The 18,165-nt window shown below is 56.7% G+C and carries 15 protein-coding genes and 1 tRNA gene; 7 read left to right on the forward strand and 9 right to left on the reverse strand.

Features of this window, described 5'->3' with window-relative positions; genetic code table 11:
• Nucleotides 1-77: 77 nt before the first annotated feature.
• Nucleotides 78-154, forward strand: a tRNA-Met gene (locus DQN55_RS18380).
• 132 nt (nucleotides 155-286) lie between these two features.
• On the opposite strand, the gene DQN55_RS18385 is transcribed toward DQN55_RS18380, so the two are convergent.
• Both DQN55_RS18385 and DQN55_RS18390 read right to left on the reverse strand, forming a co-directional pair.
• Nucleotides 287-616 (reverse strand): protealysin inhibitor emfourin, encoded by a 330-nt coding sequence (locus tag DQN55_RS18385; RefSeq protein ID WP_048378500.1) that lies wholly within the window; start codon nucleotides 614-616, stop codon nucleotides 287-289.
• Between the two features lie 5 nt (nucleotides 617-621).
• Complete coding sequence (locus DQN55_RS18390; protein ID WP_048378499.1) at nucleotides 622-1,683, reverse strand: M4 family metallopeptidase; 1,062 nt, start codon at nucleotides 1,681-1,683, stop codon at nucleotides 622-624.
• Nucleotides 1,684-1,963: 280 nt separating this feature from the next.
• Between DQN55_RS18390 and DQN55_RS18395 the strand changes: the two genes are divergently transcribed.
• From DQN55_RS18395 to argE, 4 genes are all read left to right on the forward strand, one after another.
• Nucleotides 1,964-3,331: a flavin-containing monooxygenase gene (locus DQN55_RS18395; RefSeq protein WP_088500006.1), complete on the forward strand. Its 1,368-nt coding sequence runs from the start codon at nucleotides 1,964-1,966 to the stop codon at nucleotides 3,329-3,331.
• 68 nt (nucleotides 3,332-3,399) lie between these two features.
• Nucleotides 3,400-3,816, forward strand: coding sequence for a RidA family protein (locus DQN55_RS18400; RefSeq protein ID WP_048378497.1), 417 nt, complete (start codon nucleotides 3,400-3,402; stop codon nucleotides 3,814-3,816).
• A 15-nt stretch (nucleotides 3,817-3,831) separates the two neighbouring features.
• Complete coding sequence (locus tag DQN55_RS18405) at nucleotides 3,832-4,509, forward strand: DUF1028 domain-containing protein (protein WP_048378496.1); 678 nt, start codon at nucleotides 3,832-3,834, stop codon at nucleotides 4,507-4,509.
• On the forward strand, nucleotides 4,506-5,657 hold the full coding sequence (gene argE / locus DQN55_RS18410; RefSeq protein WP_048378495.1) for an acetylornithine deacetylase: 1,152 nt from the start codon (nucleotides 4,506-4,508) through the stop codon (nucleotides 5,655-5,657). Before DQN55_RS18405 ends, argE begins: the two co-directional genes overlap by 4 nt.
• A 16-nt stretch (nucleotides 5,658-5,673) precedes the next feature.
• Here argE and DQN55_RS18415 read toward each other — a convergent pair whose 3' ends face one another.
• Nucleotides 5,674-6,585, reverse strand: coding sequence for a LysR family transcriptional regulator (locus DQN55_RS18415; protein WP_048378494.1), 912 nt, complete (start codon nucleotides 6,583-6,585; stop codon nucleotides 5,674-5,676).
• 301 nt (nucleotides 6,586-6,886) lie between these two features.
• Here DQN55_RS18415 and DQN55_RS18420 point away from each other — a divergent pair, with 301 nt between their 5' ends.
• Complete coding sequence (locus tag DQN55_RS18420; RefSeq protein ID WP_048378493.1) at nucleotides 6,887-8,302, forward strand: purine-cytosine permease family protein; 1,416 nt, start codon at nucleotides 6,887-6,889, stop codon at nucleotides 8,300-8,302.
• 728 nt (nucleotides 8,303-9,030) lie between these two features.
• On the opposite strand, the gene DQN55_RS18430 is transcribed toward DQN55_RS18420, so the two are convergent.
• The 5 genes from DQN55_RS18430 to DQN55_RS18450 all read right to left on the reverse strand — a co-directional run bounded on the left by DQN55_RS18430 (nucleotide 9,031) and on the right by DQN55_RS18450 (nucleotide 15,714).
• Nucleotides 9,031-10,410 (reverse strand): APC family permease, encoded by a 1,380-nt coding sequence (locus DQN55_RS18430; RefSeq protein WP_048378491.1) that lies wholly within the window; start codon nucleotides 10,408-10,410, stop codon nucleotides 9,031-9,033.
• A 183-nt stretch (nucleotides 10,411-10,593) separates the two neighbouring features.
• The gene (locus DQN55_RS18435; RefSeq protein WP_048378490.1) at nucleotides 10,594-11,976 is read right to left on the reverse strand and encodes an aspartate aminotransferase family protein; all 1,383 of its coding nucleotides are present in this window, start codon (nucleotides 11,974-11,976) and stop codon (nucleotides 10,594-10,596) included.
• 46 nt (nucleotides 11,977-12,022) lie between these two features.
• Entirely contained in the window at nucleotides 12,023-12,820 is a 798-nt protein-coding gene (locus tag DQN55_RS18440) for a helix-turn-helix transcriptional regulator (RefSeq protein WP_048379532.1), read from the reverse strand.
• A 281-nt stretch (nucleotides 12,821-13,101) separates the two neighbouring features.
• A complete protein-coding gene (locus tag DQN55_RS18445) occupies nucleotides 13,102-14,592 on the reverse strand; it encodes an aldehyde dehydrogenase (RefSeq protein WP_048378489.1) in 1,491 nt (496 codons plus the stop codon).
• A gap of 237 nt (nucleotides 14,593-14,829) precedes the next feature.
• A complete protein-coding gene (locus DQN55_RS18450; RefSeq protein ID WP_048378488.1) occupies nucleotides 14,830-15,714 on the reverse strand; it encodes a Dyp-type peroxidase in 885 nt (294 codons plus the stop codon).
• Nucleotides 15,715-15,939: 225 nt separating this feature from the next.
• Here DQN55_RS18450 and DQN55_RS18455 point away from each other — a divergent pair, with 225 nt between their 5' ends.
• Nucleotides 15,940-17,358, forward strand: coding sequence for a short-chain fatty acid transporter (locus DQN55_RS18455; RefSeq protein ID WP_048378487.1), 1,419 nt, complete (start codon nucleotides 15,940-15,942; stop codon nucleotides 17,356-17,358).
• 110 nt (nucleotides 17,359-17,468) lie between these two features.
• Here DQN55_RS18455 and can read toward each other — a convergent pair whose 3' ends face one another.
• On the reverse strand, nucleotides 17,469-18,104 hold the full coding sequence (gene can, locus DQN55_RS18460; protein WP_048378486.1) for a carbonate dehydratase: 636 nt from the start codon (nucleotides 18,102-18,104) through the stop codon (nucleotides 17,469-17,471).
• Nucleotides 18,105-18,165: the final 61 nt, after the last annotated feature.

Here is an 18,165-nt window from a genome sequence, read left to right on the forward strand (position 1 = left end):
AGCGTTTGATAGAACAGAGAAAACTTTAAGATATTTGCTTGACACATGTCCCTTACGCGGGAATAATGCGCGCCATTGGCTACATAGCTCAGTTGGTTAGAGCATAGCATTCATAATGCTGGGGTCCGGGGTTCAAGTCCCTGTGTAGCCACCAAACACTTGTTTACAGACTTCTTCTGAAGTCCATAAACAATACAAGAAGCCCGCCTAGTGCGGGCTTTCTTGTGTCTGCAAGACGCCAAATGGCGTATTCCCCGAAATACCCCTGCCTGCGCAGCTCAAGAAATCAAGGCACCTCTCCCTTGTCCCAAAGCCGGACCAACTCACTCGGTGCGCTGTGCTCAGGGACTTTGAGAATCTGTTTTTCTTCCCGGTCCTCGATGCGGTAATTCAATTCGATCTGATAAAAACGCTCGTCACCGCGCCCGGCGTTGTTGGTGTCCGCAGCCAGGGGCATGCAGTCCGACAGTAGCAAGCAGATCTGCGTGCGCTGTCGGGGGTCGCATTGAGCAAACTCTATTTCTCGCGGACGGGTCAGCCCCGGCATGGCGGCGACCCCGCCCTGGCGAGAAAGGCGTACGACTGTGTTATCGCCCAATTCAGGAAGTTCTTTCATGGGGTTCACTGCCTCGGTTGAACGCCTACCTGTTGCCAGGCCTTGGCAATCGCTTCGACTACCTGTGGTTCGGAGCCAAAGCGGCTTTTCGCATTGGTCAGAGTCAAGGCGGCAAAATCACTGAACTCGGCAACGTTACTCAGTCGTTTGTCGCACAGCGTGTCGTACCAGACCTGCCCCGCACGCTCCCAGGCAAATCCGCCGATGGCCACTGACGCCAGATAAAACGCCCGATTGGGAATACCGGAATTCAAATGCACACCACCGTTGTCATCCTGAGTCTGGATGTAATCGGTCATGTGCGCCGGTTGTGGGTCCTTGCCCAACACCGGGTCATCATAAGCCGTGCCGGGATTTTTCATCGAACGCAGGGCAACGCCCTTGACCTTATCGGTCAACAAGTCAGCGCCCACCAGCCAGTCAGCCTGCCCGGCGGCCTGTTGCTTGACGTACTGCTGGGTGAGTACGCCAAATACATCCGATATCGATTCGTTCAAAGCGCCTGACTGGTGTGCATAAACCAGCCCCGCCTCACTTTCGACCACACCATGGGTCAACTCGTGAGCAACCACGTCCAGCGAGCGGGTGAATCGCTCGAAGATCTCGCCGTCACCATCGCCAAAGACCATTTGCTCGCCATTCCAGAAGGCGTTCTGGTAGTCCTTGTCGTAGTGCACCGTGCCGATCAGTTCGAAGCCGCTGTTGTCGATGGAGTCCCGGCCGTAGACACGCCAGAAAAAATCATGGGTCGCGCCAAGTGCATCATAAGCCTCGTCGACGGCCAGATCACCGCTTGCTGCCTGTCCCTGCACCCGCACTCGCTTGCCAGGGAGCTGCGTGCTGTTTTGAGCATCATATACGCTGCGCCGCAGTTGGCCCTTTGCTCCGACGCTGGCAACAGCTGCCTGTTCAGTCGAGGATCTGGGCGGACCCGGGTTACCCCGCAAGCTGTTGAGATGACGCAATGTCACCTCTGCTTTCGCACGTTGTGGCGCGCTGCCGTTGGCCATCAGGTGCTTGAGTATGTAAGGCGGGATGATGCCGCGATAAAGGGGAGTACCTGACATTGATGCCTCCTTGACGTGTGGTACCGCTGAGTAACCCGTCCAGGCGTTGATCGTAGTGTAAGCCCTATTTGACGATTCGGTTCCGCATATCGGCTATGCGGGACATGCCTCCTGTATCACCGATACCCGCCCAAAAAACGCCTCTTTACACCTCATCCAGATCCACGATGCGAGCGCGATTTAAAGGGTCTACCTCCGTTATTTATCGTCAATTACCAGCTTAATAATATTTTACCAATACAAGGGTGATCCCTAGTCTTGCCCTAAGAGATGGCAAGCCATGTCCGACCTGAATACAACTGCTTTAAAGGGTGTAGAGATGACCATTGATAAAATAATAATAGATACACTTGTGATTGGTGCCGGTCAGGCTGGCGTTGCCATGAGTGAACACCTGAGTAAACAAGGCGTGCCTCACCTTGTGCTGGAACGCAGCCGCATTGCAGAGGCCTGGCGTACGGGACGATGGGATTCGCTGGTTGCCAACGGCCCGGCCTGGCACGATCGCTTTCCTGGTCTGGAATTCAAAGATCTGGACTCCGACGCATTTGCACCGAAAGAGCAGGTTGCCGATTATTTCGAAGCCTATGCCAAGCAGTTCAACGCCCCTATCCGCACCGGCATAGAGGTGCAGCAGGTAGTGCGTAATACCAACCGCCCAGGCTTTACCATTGAAACTTCTGATGGCGTAATCGAAGCCACACAAGTAGTAGTTGCCACCGGACCATTCCAGCGCCCGGTAATCCCACCGATAGCCGCGGAATATGAAGGCATCACGCAGATCCACTCAGCCGAGTACCGCAATCCGCAACAATTGGCCGAAGGCGCTGTACTGGTAGTAGGAGCGGGATCGTCTGGCGTACAGATTGCCGATGAGCTGCAGCGTGCCGGAAAGCAGGTTTATCTGTCTGTGGGTGCACATGACCGTCCTCCACGGGCTTATCGCAACCGCGATTTTTGCTGGTGGCTAGGAGTACTCGGCGAGTGGGATGCCGAGGGTGTCCAGCCAGGCAAGGAGCATGTGACGATTGCCGTGAGCGGTGCCCGTGGCGGTCATACGGTGGACTTTCGCAAACTGGCCAATCAGGGCATGACGCTGGTCGGTCTGACCCAATCCTTCAACAACGGCGTGGTGAATTTCCAAGCTAATCTTGCCGACAACATTGCTCGCGGTGATGAGAACTATCTGGCACTGCTCGATGCAGCCGATGCCTACATCGCTCGCAATGGCCTGGACCTGCCACCAGAACCAGAGGCCCGCATCCTGCCCCCTGATCCGGACTGCCTGACCAATCCGATTTTGCAACTTGATTTGGCCCAGGCTGGCGTCACTACGATCATTTGGGCCACCGGTTATGCAGTGGATTATAGCTGGCTGAAGGTCAACGCTTTCACCGAAACCGGTAAGCCTCAGCACCAGCGCGGCGTATCCAGTGAACCGGGGATCTATTTCGTTGGCTTGCCATGGCTATCGCGTCGTGGCTCCGCGTTTATCTGGGGTGTTTGGCACGACGCGAAACACATTGCCGATCACATTGTTAAACAGCGTAGCTACCTCGCTTACCGAGATTTCGCTCAACGCCAGGCAGAAGACGGCAAAACCGCATCTGTCACATCGGCCATCACTAAAACAACCGTAAGCGCTTGATGCTCAAAATCCGCATCGGCGGTTGAACCGCCGGGCCGGATTCTGCCTTTCTTCCCCAGGAGCTTCAGATGTCCAAGCCAACCCATACCCGCATTCGCATGTTCAACACCAAAGAAACCTACCCTAACCAGAATCTGGACAATGACTTGTGCCAAGCAGTTCGGGCCGGCAATACCGTCTATGTCCGCGGTCAGATAGGCACCGATTTTGAAGGCAACCTCGTGGGGCTAGGCGACCCTCGTGCGCAGGCCGAGCAGGCGATGAAAAACGTTAAGCAACTGCTTGAGGAAGCAGGCAGCGACCTGAGCCACATCGTCAAGACCACAACCTATCTGATCGACCCTCGCTACCGGGAACCTGTGTATCAGGAAGTCGGGAAATGGCTCAAGGGCGTGTTCCCTATTTCCACCGGGCTGGTCATTTCAGGGTTGGGGCAGCCGGAGTGGTTAATGGAAATCGACGTGATTGCTGTCATTCCAGAATAAACAGGAGGACACATCATGACGTTTTCAATCGTCGGTCGTTGTACCGAAACAGGCCAACTGGGTATTGCCATCAGTTCGTCCAGTATCGCCGTTGGTGCACGCTGCCCCTGGCTACTGCCAGGTGTTGGTGCAGTTTCAACACAAAACATCACCCTGCCGTCGCTTGGCCCCGAAGTCCTTGCCCTCATGGAGCAAGGTCTTATGCCTGCCGAGGCACTGGACAAAGCCCTAACCCGTAATGGCTATAGCCAATATCGACAGATTACGGCGATTGACCATCTCGGCCGAACAGCTCACTTCAGCGGCTCGCAAACACTGGGCAACCACAATGCCGTGTCGGGCGAACAGTGCGTGGCCGCCGGTAACATGCTGGCGAACCGTTCGGTGATCGAAGCCATGGTCGAGGCATTCGAACACGGCGAGGGCCAACTGGCCGACCGCTTGTTGGCGGCGATGAAAACGGCCATCGCGGCAGGAGGCGAAGCCGGGCCAGTGCACTCAGCGGCGATGGTGGTGGTTGGCGAGCTGACCTGGCCGATCATCAATCTGCGGGTGGATTGGGCAGATCATGATCCAGTCGCCGAGCTGGAAAAGTTATGGGATGCCTATCGTCCACAGGTACAGGATTACATCGACCGCGCCCTGGCTCCTGACAAATCCCCTGGCTACGGTGTCGCCGGAGACGACCGATGAGCAACAGTCTCAATTTGCTGAAAACATTGGTAGCGTTTGACACCACAAGCCGCGAATCAAATCTGCACCTCATCGAATTCGTCCGCGACTACCTCGCACGCTTCGATGTGCCGTGTGAACTGGTCTATAACGACGCCCGCAACAAGGCCAATCTGTTTGCAACCATCGGCCCGGCGGACCGGCCGGGTATCGTGCTGTCAGGTCACACCGACGTGGTACCGGTTGATGGTCAGCCGTGGACCTTTGAACCGTTCCAGCTCACTGAGCTGGACGGCAAGTTGTATGGCCGTGGCACCGCGGACATGAAAGGCTACATCGCCTGCGTACTCGCCTTGGTCCCGGCTCTGGTCAAGGCCCCTCTTCGGCTACCCGTTCATATCGCGCTTTCCTACGATGAAGAAGTTGGCTGCCTTGGGGTTCGCTCACTGCTGAAAGCGCTTGAACAGCGCCCTGTCAAACCGATGCTCTGCATCATTGGCGAGCCAACTGAGCTCAAACCGGTGCTTGGTCATAAAAGCAAACTGGCTATGCGCTGCGAGGTTCACGGTGAAGCGTGCCATTCCGCATACGCCCCCAGCGGGGTGAATGCCATCGAATACGCAGCAGAATTGATTGGCGAACTCGGTCAGATTGGCAACAGACTCAAAGCACCGGAACAGCATGACGCCCGTTTCGATCCGCCGTTTAGCACAGTGCAAACCGGCGTCATCTCCGGTGGCAAGGCCTTGAATATAGTCCCCGCCGATTGCCGCTTTGATTTTGAAATCCGTGCGCTGCCCTCGCAGGACCCAAGCGCCGTTGTGCAAGAGCTGAAAATTTACGCCGAGCAGCGGGTGCTACCCCGCATGCGCGCCGCCAGCGATCAGAGCGCTATCCACTTCAGTGAGTTGTCGGCGTATCCCGGTTTGGCCACCGATGCTCACAGCGAAGCTGCCGAGCTGATCGCCATATTCTCGGGTTCCCGGGCGTTCGGTACGGTGGCGTTCGGCACAGAGGGCGGATTGTTTAACGCGGCAGGTATCCCAACGGTGGTTTGCGGGCCGGGCAGCATGGATCAAGGGCATAAGCCTGATGAGTTTGTCAGCCTGGAACAACTCACAGGCTGCGATGAAATGCTGCAACGGATGTTGTTATCGATCAGTAGCTGATACGCGATGGCCCGAGCTAGGCATGCAGTCGGGCCAGTTCATCCCTGCAATGATCAACGAACAACTGCACCGGCTTGGTCAGTTGCGACCGGCGCAGCCATGCCGCGGACAAACCCGAGCCGGTAACGGTTTCGGCAAGCGGAACACACACGACTTTTTGCCCGTCATAAGTGAATTCAGAATAGGGTTTGGTGACCAGGATGGAAAATCCAAAGCCGCGCCCTACCATTCCCCTGACCATCTCAATGGAGGGTGAACTGAACACGATGTGCGGCGTCAGGCCGAGCTCTTCAAAAACGCTGACGAAATAGGTCCGGCTGGGTACGACGTCCAGCAATATCATCGGCTCGAGTACCAGGTCGTTCAGCGAGACCTTTGCCTGTTGCGCGAAGCGGTGGTCCGCCGGCAGCAAGGCGTATGGCTGCTGCGGCGGCATTAGCGGAACAGTCTCGATCGTGCTGTCCAGGTCATGCTCGAACAGCATTGCCAAATCTATGCTGCCGGCGGTCAGTGCCTGGACCAACTCCTGCTGTTCCCCGTCCCGTATACGTATCTCCACACCCGGCCAGCGCTCTCTGAACCCTGCGATCAAACGCGGCAGGTAGAGCGGTGCTACCGTTTCAAAACAGCCTATATCGATCTGCCCCGATACCACATCGTTGTCAGCGAGCGCATTCTGCTCAAACTCGTGAGCAACCCGCAGCAGTTCAAGCGCTTTTCGGTAAAAACGCGAGCCGCTCGGTGTCAGTGATACACCCTGTGCGTGGTGCCGGATAAACAACTGCACGCCAAAGCTTTCTTCAAGGTGCTTGATTGCTGTCGACACCGACGGCTGGGCGATATAAAGCTTGCGAGAAGCTTCAGCGACACTTCCGCACTCTGCAGTAGTGACAAAATATTTAAGCTGTCGCAGGTTGTAAGCGGCCATGCGGGCCTCCAGAAAATCAGCTTGCACCTCAAAATCAGCAAGACATAAATGAGTGGTATTTGTGCACCGCAAAGGTGCTACTGATTCGACGGTTTGCGCGGGTAAACGCAGGCTCGCGATCAGGCTGAACATACCGGAGGCAGAAAAAACACGGGCATATATTTTTTAAGGTCTGAAGCAACAAACTTAATAATTTACCTGCCCTTGGCCATTGCACATGATCGCTCCAACAAGAAAAGCGTCGCCCCAGCAGCGCTTACCGAAGTACGTCCACGTACTCATCCTTGCCTTGGAGTTCGTCATGGCCACCACTGCAACATCCTCTACCCCGCTTATCGAAAAACACACAATTGGATACGTGCCCCCGGAAGATCGCCACGGAAAGGTCAAGGACCTGTTCACTCTCTGGTTCGGTGGCAACATCGCGCCGCTCCCCATCGTCACCGGCGCCTTGGGAGTGCAACTGTTTCAGTTGAATCTGGTGTGGGGCATTGTCGCCATTCTGGTCGGGCACCTTATCGGCGGAGTATTAATGGCCCTGCACTCGGCCCAAGGCCCGCAGATGGGCATTCCACAGATGATCCAGAGTCGCGCCCAGTTTGGCTCGCGCGGAGCGCTGTTAGTGGTACTGATCGCCGGGGTGATGTACATCGGATTCTTTGCCTCCAATATCGTACTGGCCGGAAAATCACTACATGGCGTGATCGACAGCGTGCCCGTGCCGGTCGGTATCGTCATAGGCGCCCTCGGTTCGGGCATCATCGGTATCATCGGCTACCGCTTCATCCATGTGCTCAATCGCATAGGCACATGGGTACTGGGCGCTGGCATCGTACTGGGCTTCGGCTACATTCTGACTCACGTTCAGACCACCGATTTCCTCACCCGCGGTAGCTTCAATATTTCCGGCTGGCTGGCTACGGTATCGCTCGCTGCACTCTGGCAAATCGCCTTCGCGCCCTATGTCTCGGACTACTCGCGTTACCTGCCAGCCAATGTGCCAGTGGCTGCGACCTTCTGGACCACTTATCTGGGCTCGGTGCTGGGCTCAAGCCTGTCGTTCGTATTCGGTGCCGTGGCAGTCCTGGCAACCCCCGTGGGCATGGACACCATGGACGCAGTAAAACTCGCCACGGGCTCTATTGGCCCCTTGATGCTGGTACTGTTTCTGCTCAGTGTCATCAGCCACAACGCACTTAATCTTTATGGCGCAGTATTGTCGCTAATCACCCTGATCCAGACCTTCGCCCATCGCTGGATTCCGACCGCCAAAAGCCGAGCAGTTATCTCCGTCGTCGTCTTGATAGGTTGCTGTATTGCAGCGGTCGGCGCCTCGGCCGATTTCATCGGACATTTTGTCGACATGGTGCTGGTACTGCTCGTCGTACTGGTACCCTGGACCGCGATCAACCTGATCGATTTCTATGCAATCCACAAAGGCAAGTACGACATCAACTCGATCTTCCGGGTCGATGGCGGGATTTATGGCCGCTATAACCCTCAGGCGCTGATGGCCTATGCCATCGGCATTACCGTGCAAATACCGTTCATGAATACGCCGCTGTACGTGGGACCGGTTTCGGCGCATATCAATGGAGCCGATCTGTCCTGGCTGGTGGGTTTGCTAGTGACTTCACCGCTGTATTACTGGCTGGCCAGCTGCGATAGCGCCTATAAGCGTCGGTGGTCTACCGGGAAACTGGATCACGGCGTGTGACACGACCTTCTGAGCGCGATACCCGGGAAGCCCCCATGCATCGTTCCAGTATCGAGACGGATGCCAGAACTGAAGTGAACCTTCTGCTCCATTACTCACCAGCGTCCATGTAGAGAAAACCCCTTAATGGGGTTTTTTCTTGTGCGTGAGAAATCAACCTAAGAAACAGCTCACTCCGCCAAAAGCCCTTGGCCCAGATACTCCGGTACTCTCCTTCCAGGAACACCCCCGTCTCCGCGCCGCTCAGAAGACACCACGTTGAGAACGCTGGCACTTGTTCTGAAGCACCTGAATCGACACATACCTGAAGTCTCCGGTTGGCCATCCCATCCGATGAATGCTTACGCAAAGCTTGTCATTCCTGTGGGAGGGGGCCTGGCTCAGCATTTCGCAAGCACAGGCAAGGCAGCACCGTGGAAGCCATCACTGGCTGCGTGCGCCCCCCTTTCCGACTCAATCGAAAGATCAAACGTCTCGCATTGGTTTGGACAAGTCACCTTCGACTTGCATGTGTCCAGGTCTCTATCCCCTTCACAGGAAAACCAGCGACAACAAGTATTGCAACCCGCCTCGACATTGGAGGCGGCTGCAAAGTCCTGTGGAAGCTGGCTTGTTTACGCTGAAACACTCGAAATGAAAAACAGTCGTGTCCTGAATCCAAAAAATCAGGCGGCCACCTCAGTGGCCCGAGCCCCTGCGCAAAACCCTACGGCGTTTCATAGGATTGATCACTCTGCCATCTGCAGCTCAGGGAGCTTCAAGCGAAACACCCGGGTAACCCCCAGCAAACAAATGAACCCTAGCCCCATCCAGACCAAACCGATCATGAACGACATGCTGGACAAGCTTGTCCACAACCAGATGGTGCTCAGGAAGCCCAAGGCTGGAACCCCGCCGTATAGCAGGTAGTTCCGGGCGCCACACAGCTTCTGATTTACCAGGTAATGCTTGATGACCGCCAGGTTCACCGCCGAGAACGCGAAGAGCGCACCGAAGCTGATCATGTTGGCAACAGTATCCAAGGTGATGAACAGTGCAATCAGCGAGACCATGCTGACCAGCATGATCGCGGTGGCTGGCACTCGCTTCTTAGACACTAACCGGCCAAACACACGGGGCAATGCGCCATCCCGTCCCATGGCGAACAGCACGCGAGAGACACTGGCTTGGGAAACCATCGCCGAGGCAAAGCAACCGGCCACATAGGTGGCGGTAAAGACATTCCCCAGCAGTGCCCCGCCTACCCGACGCATCACGTCCAGCGATGCCGAGTCCGGATCAGCAAAAGTGCTCCATTCCGGATATACCATTTGGGCGAAATACGAAACGACGAGAAACAGCAGACCACCGATCAGGCTGACTACCATGATGGCAATCGGGATCTGGCGCCGCGGATTGGGTGTTTCCTCGGCCATGGTCGACACGGCGTCGAAGCCAAGAAAGGACAAGCAAAGTACCGCAGCCCCAGTCATGACCAACGGAACGCTGAAACCTTCATGGTAGAAGGGTTTCAACAGCGAAATCGGCTCTGACTGCTCACCCAGGTTGTGGATCGACAGCGCAACGAATACAACGATGAAGACCAGTTGGACAACAACGAGTATCAAGTTTACCCGGGTGATTGATTCGATGCCGACCAGGTTGAGAAAGGTCACCAGAGCAATGGACCCGACCACCCACACCGCAGCGGGAATCGCTGGGAAGTATTCGGACATGTAGATACCGATCAACAAATAACTAAGCAGCGGCAGGAATATATAGTCCAGCAACAAGGTCCAGCCCGCTATAAAGCCAAAGTAGGTTCCAAAGGCCTTGCGCGTATAAGAGTACACAGATCCCGAATATGGATGCGCCTGCACCATCCGTCCATAGCTATAAGCCGTCAGCAACATGGCGGCAAGAGTCAGCAGGTAGGCGGTAGGTAAATGGCCTCTGGTCATCTGGGTCACCAGCCCATAGGTGGTGAACACCGCCAGCGGGACCATGTATGCCAGTCCGAAAAGAACCAGAGAGGTAAGACTTAAGTTTTGTCTGAACTTGCCAGGCGAAGTAGCTTTCGATGGGGAATGATGGGAAGGAGTATCGGCCACGCTTGTTATTGTATTCATTGCTGACTCCTGGAAATTTGAGTGCAGGACGCCGCGGTATCCGATGAGTTGATACCGTAAGGGGATCATCAGTTGAAGGAGCGGGCTGCCCTATGTCCGGCAGCCCTTGTTCAATCGATATGCACGCAGGGCAATGTGACGCTATCGATCACCACCCCAAACATGGGGTGCTCACAAATCACTTCAGAGTTTTCCTGCGATCCGTGCAGTGCGGTCTACTGCGATGCGGGTCTTTTCAACCAGTTCGTCCAGTTCGCCGCGCGTTGCCACCAGGGCCGGCGCCATGATCATACGGCCCAGAGTCGAACGAATGATCACGCCCTCTTCAAAACCAAAAGTGCGGCACTGCCAGGTCAGATCGTTTTCGTTGGCAAAGCTTTTGCGCGTGGCCTTGTCCTCGGTGAACTGCAAGGCGGCGACCATGCCTGCGCCCTGAATCTCGCCGATCATCGGGTGGTTGGCGAACACCTCCCGGAGGATCTGCTGCAAGTAGGGTCCGGTATCTTCTTTCACCTGCCGGACGATACCTTCATCACGCAGCGCTTTCAGATTGGCAATCGCCACTGCAGCAGCGACCGGGTGCCCAGAATAGGTAAGGCCATGGGCGAAGACGCCACCTTGCTCAACCAACGCATCGGCAATGCGTTTGCCCAGAACCAGGCCACCCATCGGCACGTAGCCTGAGGTCAGGCCCTTGGCTATCGACAGAGTGTCCGGCTCGAAACCGAAGTACTGGTGGGCGAACCAATCGCCCGTACGACCAAACCCACCGATCACTTCATCGGCACACAGCAGCACATCATATTGCCGGCAAATGCGCTGAATTTCCGGCCAGTAGCTTTCCGGCGGAAAGATCATACCGCCTGCGCCCTGGAAGGGCTCGGCGATAAAGCCGGCGACGTTTTCAGCACCCAACTCAAGAATTTTCTCTTCCAGTTGCAGGGCACAACGACGACCGAACTCGGCCGGAGTCAGCTCGCCGCCCTGGGAGTACCAGTAAGGCTCGTCGATGTGCGCCACGTCCGGAATCAGGCCGCCCATCTCGTGCATGAACTTCATCCCTCCCAGCGCCGTGGCCGCCAGCGTCGATCCGTGGTAGCCGTTCCAGCGGCCAATCATGATCTTTTTCTGTGGTTTGCCGACGACCTGCCAGTAACGCCGAACAGTACGGATCAGCACTTCGTTCGCTTCGGAGCCCGAGTTTGTGTAAATGACGTGGCTGTAATGGCCCGGCAAGAGGCTAAACAGTAGTTCAGACAGCTCGATCACTGCCGGGTGGGTGGTGTGGAAAAACATGTTGTAGTAAGGCAACTGGTTCATCTGCGCGGCAGCCGCTGCGGTCAAATCCTTACGACCATAACCGAGCTGGGTGCACCACAGACCAGACATACCATCCAGGTAACGCTTGCCGTCGTTATCCCAGAGATAAAGCCCTTCACCGCGGACCATCACTCGAGGTCCTTCGGCATTGAGCGCCTTTTGATCCAGAAACGCATGGATATGGTGAGCCGCGTCGGATTTTTGATAATCCTGAGTCTGCCGTTTAGGTTCGAATGGTGCATTCATGGCTTTTTTCTCTTATTGGTAGTCATACGAGAGGTAGCAGATCCGGTCAGCGGATCTTGCTCATATAGCTTTCTAAGGGGTCTTTGCTAAGCACGCCCTGGGCCTCGGCCAACGAATCGATGAACAGGGAAAACAGCTCCGATTGCGTGCCAATATCAAGCTTGCAGTAGATGTTTTTACGGTGGGATTTGATGGTGTCTTCCGACACTCCAAGGCGTGCGGCCAGGGAGCGGGTCGAATGGCCACGCAGGATTAGCTGGGCGATCCGGCATTCGCGTTCGGTCAGAAGCGACGAACCGAAGTTGTTCAGTGCCGAGTGGATACGCTGCTCCAGCAGATTTTCAAAGCGGGCGCCCCGCGCATCCAGACTGACAAAATGCTTGCCCAGCAAGGCCAGCACCCAGGGTGCTATGCACTTGAACTGCTGCGTTGTGGCTGCATCCAGTTTTTCCGTGAACGCCAGTGAGACAGCCAGGCTCAGTCCAGGGGATGACTGCAGGATGTAGTTCAACTCATCTTGCAGGTGCGAATGCCGATAAAACGACTGGTAATACTCACTGAGTTCGAAATGGTCGGGAGCGATCTCGCTCAGGTCGTAGCAACCCGAGCTGACGCCCTCTACACAGGCATCGTAAAACGGGTCGAGCAGATAGAACCCGGACAGGTACTGGCGCACGTTGCCTTGCGGCAGCCAGGGACCATCCAGTTCGAAAAGCGCACTGGGCATACCGCCGTGTGGGTACAAGTACAACGTCGTCGCTTGAATGGGACAAATACAACCCAGGGTTTCGAACAGCGTTGCGGCGAATCCCGGTTGACCAATACTCTCGGTCACCTTGGCCATCTGTTCGAACCATTGCGCAGAAACAAGCCGATTGTTTTCCACTTCAAAGACTCGCCGGAAGAACGGTTGGGAGCGACACCAGGTTACTTGTGCCGGGGTTGTAATGATGTTCCCACGCCCGTAAAGCCACCGAAATCACCCGTTAGGGTGAGTCGGCCAAAGGCGCTGACTTCCCCCGTCAACTGCCCCGAAAGCAGGAACGGCACGCTACCCCGGAGAGTGCATGCTGATAGTTTTTTTGCCTGCCACGTCTTAAGACGTGGCAGGCGGGGCGCGCAGCCCTAACGAAGCTGAAACCAGGTGGTTTTCAGTTGTGTGTACTTGTCGAACGAGTGCAAGGAAAGGTCTCGCCCGAAACCGGACTGTTTGCCGCCACCGAAAGGAATGGCGACATCCAGTGCATCCATGGTGTTGACCGAGACAGTACCGGCTTTCAATGCACGGGCCACACGATGAGCGCGATTCAAGTCATCACTCCACACTGATGCCGCCAGGCCATAGATGCTGTCGTTGGCAAGCTTCACCGCCTCCTCTTCGTGGTCGAAGACACTGATCGCCAGCACTGGGCCGAAGATTTCATCACGAGCCAGACTGGAGTTGCTGTCCACGTCAGTGAAGATCGTCGGTTGGATGAAGTTGGAGGAATCATTAATGCGCAGTTGCTCACCGCCTGCCAACAGCTTCGCCCCCTGCCCACAGGCCTGCCCGATCGCACGCATGATGCGCGTGGTCTGCTCACTGTCGACAATCGCCCCCGCGGTACTGGCAGGGTTCAGCGGGTCACCGGGCATCCAGGCTCGAGCTTTGGTGATCAGACGCTCGATGAACTCATCGTGGATGGAACGTTGCACATAGAGCCGGGAGTTAGCAGAACAGACCTCACCCTGGTTGAAGAAAATACCAAATGCGGCTTTCTCCGCTGCCAGGTCCAGGTCCTGGCAATCTTCAAATACCAGGTTCGGGCTCTTGCCACCACATTCCAGCCAGACCTGCTTGAGGTTGGATTGTGCCGAGTACTGCATGAAGTACTTGCCTACCTGGGTCGAACCGGTGAACACAAGGCAGTCCACATCGGGATGCAGACCCAATGCCTTGCCAGCGCTTTCGCCCAGACCCGGAACGACATTTAACACCCCTTCCGGAATACCCGCTTCCAGCGCCAACTGCCCCAGGCGCAAGGCAGAGAATGGTGATTGCTCAGCGGGTTTGAGTACCACGCTGTTACCAGCGGCTAATGCCGGGGCGAGCTTCCAGGCAGCCATATCCAGCGGGAAATTCCACGGCACCACAGCAGCCACTACCCCCAGGGGCTCGCGAGTAATGGTTGCAAGGGCATTGCGCGCGGTAGGTGCGACCTGATCGTAGATTTTGTCCAGAGCTTCTCCATACCAAGCAAACACATTGGCCGCACCAGGCACATCAATGTTGTACGCATCCATGACTGGCTTCCCCATGTTCAGCGAGTCGAGCAGCGCCAGTTCTTCACGGTTGGCCATGAGCAGCTCGGAGAGCCTGATCAGGATTTTCTTGCGCTCCACCGGGGCCATACGCGCCCACGGTCCCTCCTCGAACGCTCGACGAGCCGAGCGCACCGCAAGGTTCACTTCGTCCTCACCGCAAGCGGCAACACGTGCCAGCAGTTGGTTGGTGGCCGGGTTGATTGCCTCGAAGGTCGCCCCCGAAGTACACGCAACCTGCTGGCCTCCGATCAAGGCATTCTCGATGAATGTCTGGCGGGCAGCCCGCTGCTGCCAGTAGTTGAGATCGAACACACGCTACTCCCATGCCGACCGCTGGAGCGGTCAGTTGTTATTGGTTTCGCAGGATGGTGCGCCACTCTCGCAACGAGGCAAAATAGTAAAAATATGCTCGCTCCCCAAGAAAAAGCTCGGTAGCGCAGGGGGAGAGTCTGTAGGTCATACACGTCGCTGCCTGAGACAAGCAGCAAGCGTTGTCAGCTGTCTGACGCTGCCAGCCCGGGCGGCTGGCAGCTTTGGCGTTGGCGAGACTTAAGCCGGCATAACTGCGCTGAAATCCAGACGCCCGTCCTTGAGAGGTGGGCACCAGTAGTAACCGCCATTGAGCGGACGGCTAAAGCGGTACAGCGCATCGGGTATACCGTCTTCCAGGCCGCTCATGCGACGCAGCTGGACTTCGAAGGCATTCAGGTTGCGACTGAAGGATACGAACATCAGCCCCGACTTGCCGTTTTCAGTCCAGGGCATGGAGCGCCGGACGATAAAGGCTTCTGGCGAGAAGCTCTCCTGGGCGGTACGTTTGACGTGAGCCGAGAGAGGGGCGTCGTCGAGCTCTTCGTTGTCGCTTTTGCGTCGACCAATGATGTTGTCCTGCTCTTCGGACGGCAGCGCAGCAAAACCGTTCAAGTCGTGCTGCCACTGCTGGATTGCGACAAAGCTGCCGCCGGCCAGACCCGCTCCGGCGTCAGCCACGATGGCCGCATCGACGGCGGCTTCATCCACCGGGTTTTCGGTGCCGTCTTCATAGCCGGTCAGGTCACGGTCTGAACCGTAGCGGAAACCTTCGGTCACTTGCAGCAGGTGCAAGGCAGGCGCCAGCGCCGTTTCGATGGCCTGACTGCGATGGAGTAATTCACCCCGATCATCGCCCAATAACCATAACCACAGCGCATGCTGGGTCGACGGGTTCTCCACCATTGCGTTAAGGGCCGGAAACACCCGCAGCCCCGGAACTTTCGCACCCAAGGCCAGTACCAGCGGCGAACCCAGACCTGCCACCACGCTTTTGCCATCCACCCACTGCGACAGCGTGTCGAGTGCAGCCGGCAGTGCTTCTACTGACTTAAGGGCAAAAAACATATAGCGCGCCTGACTTGGCACGGGTTGGGCAAGAATGCCTGGCTGGTAGGGACTCATAAAAACTCCTTTTGGAAAGGCCCGAGTTTACCCCTTCGCTGACTGTTTTTCGGCCAACCCGAGGGATTTTTATTCCGCGCCCGGCACTTGCTCTCGGTCATCGCTCAAAACCCGTCGGAAAACCTTGTGGATTGATTTAAGGTGTCCAGCTGTCGCCGCGCTGGCCTTGCTCCAATCGTCATGTGCAGACGACACCATAACCATAAGAAAACTGAGGTATGCCCCATGGCCGCTGAGATCGAATCCAGCCGTTATGCCCGCTTTGCCCTGCGCTGCTCTAACTGGGCCGAGCGCTGGTTCCCTGACTCCTGGGTGTTCGCCGCTGTTGCGGTGATCACGGTGGCACTGGCCACGATGGCAATGGGTGCCAAACCTACAGAGGCCGCCATGGCCTTTGGTGATGGGTTCTGGAGTCTGATCCCCTTCACCATGCAGATGGCCTTTGTCGTGATTGGCGGCTACGTGGTCGCCAGTTCACCGCCGGCAGTGAAACTGATCGATAAACTGGCGAAAGTCCCGAAAAACGGTCGCCAGGCGGTGTGCTGGGTTGCGCTGATTTCAATGGTTGCTTCATTGCTCAACTGGGGGCTATCGCTGGTGTTTGGCGGGTTGCTGGTACGGGCATTGGCCCGTCGCACCAACCTGCGCATGGACTACCGCGCCGCCGGTGCCGCAGCGTATCTGGGGCTGGGCGCAGTGTGGGCTCTGGGGTTGTCTTCATCGGCCGCACAGTTACAGGCCAACCCGGCCAGCTTGCCGCCTTCGATCCTGGCGATCACCGGGGTCATCCCGTTTACTGAAACTATCTTCCTGTGGCAGTCCGGCGTCTTGCTCGGGGCGCTGGTGGTGGTCTCGCTGATCGTGGCCTACGCGACCGCGCCTGGCCCGGACTCGGCACGTGACGCCGCTGCCTGTGGTGTCGACCCGAGCTTCAGCACCCCCAAACTGCCTGAGCGCACACGGCCTGGTGAGTGGCTCGAATACAGCCCGGTTCTGACCATTCTGCTGGTGCTGCTGGCGGCTGGCTGGTTGTTCCACGAGTTCTCGACCAAACCGGCCATCAACGCGATTTCGGGACTCAACACCTATAACTTCCTGTTCCTGATGCTCGGCGCACTGCTGCACTGGCGCCCCCGCAGCTTTCTCGATGCCGTGGCCCGTGCCGTACCGACTACCACCGGGGTGATGATCCAGTTCCCGCTCTACGGCTCGATTGCAGCACTGATGACTCAGGTCAAAGACTCGGACGCCCAAACCCTGGCCCATCACATCTCGACGTTTTTTGTGCAGATTGCCTCCCATGACACCTATGCGTTACTGATGGGCGTGTATTCGGCGGTGCTGGGGTTCTTTATTCCGTCAGGCGGCGGCAAATGGATCATTGAGGCGCCCTATGTGATGCAAGTGGCCAATGATCTGGAATACCACCTGGGGTGGGCAGTGCAGATCTACAACGCGGCAGAGGCCTTGCCGAACCTGATCAACCCGTTCTACATGCTGCCGCTGCTGGGCGTGCTGGGGTTGAAGGCGCGGGACTTGATCGGCTTCTCGTTTGTACAACTGCTGGTACACGCGCCGCTGGTGCTGTTCTTGCTGTGGGCGCTAGGCACAACGCTCGCTTATACGGCCCCGGTAATGCCATAAGCCGATAACAGCAAGCCTGTAGGGGCGGGCTGGCTTGCGATGCAATCAACGCGGTGTTTCTGAATATCCGCAGTGATCCCGTCGCGAGCAAGCCCGCTCCTGCAGAGACCTTAAACGGGCCGCAAGCGGTATTGCGGTGGCAGTTGATCCAGGCCGCTGATGGTGGTGTTCAGGCTTTTCCAGCGGCCGTCCTTGATCCCGTAAATGCAGCCGTGCACCGACAGCTTCTGCCCGCGATGCCAGGCATTCTGCACAATATTGGTATGCCCGACGTTGGCCACTTGCTGGATCACGTTGAGCTCACACAGACGGTCTACACGCTCTTCTTCGGTCGGCAGTTGCGCCAGCAGTTCTCGATTTTCGTAATACAGATCACGGATGGAACGCAGCCAGCCATCAATCAGGCCCAGTTGCTGGTCTTTCATGGACGCGCGTACACCACCGCAGCCGTAGTGTCCGGTGACCAGAATATGTTTGACCTTCAATACATCGACTGCGTACTGGATCACCGACAGGCAGTTGAGGTCGGTGTGCAGCACCACATTGGCCACATTGCGGTGAACGAAAAGATCCCCGGGCAGCATGCCGACAATCTCGTTGGCCGGTACTCGCGCATCCGAACAACCAATCCATAGGTATTCCGGCGTTTGCTGGCGAGCCAGCTTGGCGAAGAAATCGGGATCTTCCTGCTTGATCGCATCGGCCCAGCGCTCGTTGTTATCAATCAGATCTTGTAGTTCGTTCATGCGGTTTAGCCTCAAAGAGTTGATGCGCAACTGTGACAACCGACCGACGGTCGGGGTCACG

The sequence above is a fragment of the Pseudomonas taetrolens genome (genome assembly GCF_900475285.1).
Taxonomy (GTDB): domain Bacteria; phylum Pseudomonadota; class Gammaproteobacteria; order Pseudomonadales; family Pseudomonadaceae; genus Aquipseudomonas; species Aquipseudomonas taetrolens.

Excerpts from the sequence above, each read along its gene's own strand:
- DQN55_RS18385 (WP_048378500.1), bottom strand. The coding sequence starts at position 616 with ATGAAAGAACTTCCTGAATTGGGCGATAACACAGTCGTACGCCTTTCT.
- DQN55_RS18390 (WP_048378499.1), bottom strand. The coding sequence starts at position 1,683 with ATGTCAGGTACTCCCCTTTATCGCGGCATCATCCCGCCTTACATACTC.
- DQN55_RS18395 (WP_088500006.1), top strand. The coding sequence starts at position 1,964 with ATGTCCGACCTGAATACAACTGCTTTAAAGGGTGTAGAGATGACCATT.
- DQN55_RS18400 (WP_048378497.1), top strand. The coding sequence starts at position 3,400 with ATGTCCAAGCCAACCCATACCCGCATTCGCATGTTCAACACCAAAGAA.
- DQN55_RS18405 (WP_048378496.1), top strand. The coding sequence starts at position 3,832 with ATGACGTTTTCAATCGTCGGTCGTTGTACCGAAACAGGCCAACTGGGT.
- argE (WP_048378495.1), top strand. The coding sequence starts at position 4,506 with ATGAGCAACAGTCTCAATTTGCTGAAAACATTGGTAGCGTTTGACACC.
- DQN55_RS18415 (WP_048378494.1), bottom strand. The coding sequence starts at position 6,585 with ATGGCCGCTTACAACCTGCGACAGCTTAAATATTTTGTCACTACTGCA.
- DQN55_RS18420 (WP_048378493.1), top strand. The coding sequence starts at position 6,887 with ATGGCCACCACTGCAACATCCTCTACCCCGCTTATCGAAAAACACACA.
- DQN55_RS18430 (WP_048378491.1), bottom strand. The coding sequence starts at position 10,410 with ATGAATACAATAACAAGCGTGGCCGATACTCCTTCCCATCATTCCCCA.
- DQN55_RS18435 (WP_048378490.1), bottom strand. The coding sequence starts at position 11,976 with ATGAATGCACCATTCGAACCTAAACGGCAGACTCAGGATTATCAAAAA.
- DQN55_RS18440 (WP_048379532.1), bottom strand. The coding sequence starts at position 12,820 with ATGGCCAAGGTGACCGAGAGTATTGGTCAACCGGGATTCGCCGCAACG.
- DQN55_RS18450 (WP_048378488.1), bottom strand. The coding sequence starts at position 15,714 with ATGAGTCCCTACCAGCCAGGCATTCTTGCCCAACCCGTGCCAAGTCAG.
- DQN55_RS18455 (WP_048378487.1), top strand. The coding sequence starts at position 15,940 with ATGGCCGCTGAGATCGAATCCAGCCGTTATGCCCGCTTTGCCCTGCGC.
- can (WP_048378486.1), bottom strand. The coding sequence starts at position 18,104 with ATGAACGAACTACAAGATCTGATTGATAACAACGAGCGCTGGGCCGAT.